Source organism: Nonomuraea sp. GTA35 (assembly GCF_041950525.1).
Classification (GTDB): domain Bacteria; phylum Actinomycetota; class Actinomycetes; order Streptosporangiales; family Streptosporangiaceae; genus Nonomuraea.
Window position 1 is genome coordinate 1 of the sequence record NZ_JBGNUV010000049.1, and the last position, 2,424, is coordinate 2,424.

The window sequence follows — 2,424 nt, forward strand, 5'->3', positions numbered from 1 at the left end:
TGTGCGCCGCGAGGCGCTCTGTTGCATCCCCGGCATAGCCGGGAGGGACTTGGAGGGAGGTTCCTGGGTCGAATGACTGACCTGGATCCGAAAGGTGAAGGGGACAACAGCATGTCAGGAAACCCGGCGACCGGGCCCAGTGGTCAGGGGCGGGGTGCCGGGGGGACCCGCGTGATATGGCGAAAGCTGGATTGCCTGAAGCCCAATCTCCAGTCGATGCAAGTTCCCATCCGCCGGAAAGACCACCGAAACCGGTGCCGTGCTCTGCGACGGGGTCTAGGGTTTCCCGCCGCAACCTCCAGAGCACGGGGCGACGCCCAGCGAGGGTGTTGAAGGAGATGAGTGGGACGCCTACGTCACGCTGTCACGTGCAACAGAGACGAATCGCGGGATCGCCTACCGGGCGCGAGCCCCAGGGCGACGGAGGCCCCGTAGTAGTCGCCGGAGTCACGACCGGCCGAGGAGGGCGGGAAAGCCGCCCGCAGGGCGAAGGGGGCCAGGTGATGGGACACCACCAGATCGGGAGGTATGCGTAATGCAGAGCGCCACAACGGTGCTGGGTGTCCTGCGTGATCGCGGCAGGCGTGGCCTGCCGGTGAATGAGCTGTATCGGCAACTGTTCAATCCGCAGTTGTATCTGCTGGCCTACGGGCGCATCTACGCCAACCACGGCGCGATGACACCCGGGGTCACGCAGGAGACCGTGGACGGCATGTCCCAGGCGAAGATCGGCCGGATCATCGAGGCCATGCGCCAGGAGCGCTACCGGTTTCGCCCGGTGCGGCGGGTGCACATTCCCAAACCGAACGGGAAGACGCGTCCGCTGGGACTGCCTACCTGGTCGGACAAGCTTGTCGGGGAGGTGGTCCGTCTTCTGTTGGAGGCGTACTACGAGCCGACGTTCTCCGACCGGTCCCACGGGTTCCGGCCTGGGCGAGGCTGTCATACCGCGTTGCGGGAGATCGCCAACACCTGGACCGGGACGGCCTGGTTCATCGAGGCGGACATCGCCGACTGTTTCGGATCCTTAGATCATGACCTGATGATCAAGATCCTGTCGGAGAAGGTCCACGACAACCGGTTCCTGCGGCTGGTGCGCAACATGCTCACGGCCGGATACCTGGAGGACTGGAACTGGGGCGTCACTCTGTCCGGGGCTCCCCAAGGCGGGGTCGCCTCGCCGATCCTGTCTTCGATCTACCTGCACAAACTCGATCAGTTTGTCGAGACGGTGCTGATTCCGGAGTACACCCGAGGGGACCGCAGGGCACGCAACCCTGCTTACCTCGATCTGCAGAACCGGCTGGCCAAAGCCCGCCGCCGCGGCGACCGGGCACAGGCCCGCGCGCTACGGCGGCACATGGTCAGCCTGCCCAGCTCCAACCCCGGCGATCCGGGCTATCGGAGGCTGCGCTACTGCCGATACGCAGATGACCATCTGCTCGGGTTCACCGGGCCCAAGGCCGAAGCCGAGGAGATCAAACAACGCCTGGCGACCTTCCTGCATGACGAACTCAAGCTGGAACTCTCCCAGGACAAGACGCTGATCACCCACGCCAGGACCGGCGCGGCGCGCTTCCTCGGCTACGAAATCATCGTCCAGCACAGCAGCCGCAAGACCACCCGCCGTCGCAGGACGGTCAACGGGCAGGTCGCACTGCGGGTGCCGCTGGATGTGATCAAGGCCAAGTCCGCCCCCTACCTGCAACGCGGCAAACCCGCCAAGCAAAAGGCCCTGACCGACGGCAGCGACCACACCATCGTCGCCACCTACGGAGCCATCTACCGGGGCATCGTCCAGTACTACCTGCTCGCCGGCGACGTCCACCGGCTTCACCGGCTGCGCTGGGTCATGGAGACCTCCATGCTCAAGACCCTGGCGGGCAAGCACCGCTCCTCGGTGTCAAAGATGGCGGCCAGATACAAGGCCAAGATCCAAACGCCGCAGGGCATCCGCACCTGTTTCGAGGCGCGGATCGAGCGCGACGGCAGGCAGCCACTGGTCGCACGGTTCGGTGGCCTACCACTCCACCGGCAACGATCGGCGGCGGTCACCGACCGTCAGCCGATCCGGGTCGATTACCCGCACAAGGAAATCGTCCAACGACTCCTGGCGGACACCTGCGAGATCTGCGGCCGAACGGGTGAGGTGCAGGTCCACCACATCCGCAAGCTCGCCGACCTCGGCATCCCCGGCCCACTCCAGCCCCACTGGGCCAAGGCCATGGCCAACAAGCGGCGCAAGAGCCTCGTGGTCTGCACCGCCTGCCATGACCACATCCACACGGGGCAGCCAGCCCCACCGCTCACGCAGTAATCACTGGAGAGCCGGATGATCGGGAAACCATCACGTCCGGTTCGGCGGGAGGCCGCGCGGAAAAGGACCAGCTCACCGCTGACACCTCGCCGCGCGGCCGACCCATC

The 2,424-nt window shown here is 65.8% G+C and carries 1 protein-coding gene; it reads left to right on the forward strand.

Features of this window, described 5'->3' with window-relative positions:
- Positions 1–535: 535 nt before the first annotated feature.
- A complete protein-coding gene (locus tag ACBJ32_RS59295; RefSeq protein ID WP_375134390.1) occupies positions 536–2,317 on the forward strand; it encodes a reverse transcriptase domain-containing protein in 1,782 nt (593 codons plus the stop codon).
- Positions 2,318–2,424: the final 107 nt, after the last annotated feature.

Excerpts from the sequence above, each read along its gene's own strand:
- ACBJ32_RS59295 (WP_375134390.1), top strand. The coding sequence starts at position 536 with ATGCAGAGCGCCACAACGGTGCTGGGTGTCCTGCGTGATCGCGGCAGG.